This is a genomic window from Mesorhizobium sp. M7D.F.Ca.US.004.03.1.1, assembly GCF_003998635.1.
GTDB classification, from domain to species: domain Bacteria; phylum Pseudomonadota; class Alphaproteobacteria; order Rhizobiales; family Rhizobiaceae; genus Mesorhizobium; species Mesorhizobium loti.
In genome coordinates, this window is record NZ_RZQG01001328.1 from 1 (window position 1) to 1,207 (window position 1,207).

General features: G+C 61.9%; 2 protein-coding genes. One reads left to right on the forward strand and one right to left on the reverse strand.

What is annotated here, in order from left to right:
* A partial coding sequence (locus tag EN935_RS36780) for a polysaccharide deacetylase family protein (RefSeq protein WP_164771720.1) occupies positions 1 to 541 on the forward strand: 541 nt, incomplete at its 5' end.
* Between the two features lie 197 nt (positions 542 to 738).
* On the opposite strand, the gene EN935_RS36785 is transcribed toward EN935_RS36780, so the two are convergent.
* Complete coding sequence (locus tag EN935_RS36785) at positions 739 to 1,128, reverse strand: DUF427 domain-containing protein (RefSeq protein ID WP_127262755.1); 390 nt, start codon at positions 1,126 to 1,128, stop codon at positions 739 to 741.
* Positions 1,129 to 1,207 lie beyond the last annotated feature (79 nt).

A 1,207-nucleotide genomic window follows, 5' to 3' on the forward strand; every position in this document is an offset into this window, starting at 1 on the left:
CCCCGCCACCATTTTCGTGACCGGCATCTGGCTGAAGCGAAACGCCGCCGCTGTCGAGATCATGCGGGCGCATCCCGATCTGTTCGAACTGGAAAATCACGGCGGCCATCATATCCCGGCGGTCGATACGCCGCAGAAAATCTACGGCATCCGCAGCGCCGGCAGCCCGGACGCGGTGCTGGCCGAGGTCGAGTCGGGTGCCGCCGCTCTTGCCAGGACCGGCGAGCCGGCGCCGAAATGGTTTCGTGGCGCGACCGCCGAATACAGCCCGTCGGCAATCGCCATGATCCGCAAGCTTGGCTTCAAGATCGCGGGATTCTCGATAAACGGCGACGGTGGCTCATTGCTTGGCGCCAAGGAAACCGCGCGGCGCATTGCAGCGGCCAAGGACGGTGATGTGATTATCTCGCACATCAACCAGCCGACCCATGCGGCCGGCGAAGGCGTGGTGCAGGGGCTGCTGGCGCTCAAGGCCAAGGGCTTGACCTTTGTGCGGCTCGACGATGCCGACGGAGTCGGCAATCACGGCACCACCGACTAAGGCATATCGATATTCAGGTGATGCCGGCCTGCGAATGGCGGCTTCCTGCGCTTCCGGCACTCACGGACCCAAAAGTCCGCTCCGTTCCGGTTCTCGGCCCCCACCATTCTCGGCGCGGCCTGACCTGAATCTCGACATACCTCGGAGCAAATACTGGCTCCGGAAAGACCATGCTTCCGTTACGAAGGCGGTTTTGCTCAGTCAGGCGTGGCTTCGATCGTGACCTTGCTGGCGTAGAATGCGCCGTGGTTGCGGATTTCAGTCATTTCGTCGAAAGGCCGTTCATAGGCCCACATAGCGTTCTGGCCGGTCTCGCCGGCAGGCAGCACGCTCCAATAGCTCGCATCACCCTTGTAGGGGCAATGGGTCGAGTGGTCAGTGCTGCCGAGCTTGCCGAAATCGATGTCGGCGAACGGAATGTAGAAGGCCGCGGGATAGGGGGCCTCGTTCAGCACTTTGGCCTTCGCTGTTGAAGCGATGACCACGTCGCCAGCGCGCACTATAACCGTGCCGGCAAAGGGCTCGATGGTGATGACCTTATCGGGATTGCGTTGAAAACCGGGGGCGGGATTGGCGATCTGATCCATGGGGGTCTCCTTGCGTCGACTTTAAGTGTGTCGCGCAAGCGCATTGCGCAAGGCCTGCTGTGGCCCTGCAACTGACGGA

What these genes read in the sequence shown, in the direction of transcription:
- EN935_RS36785 (WP_127262755.1), bottom strand. Translation starts at nt 1,128, where the DNA reads ATGGATCAGATCGCCAATCCCGCCCCCGGTTTTCAACGCAATCCCGAT.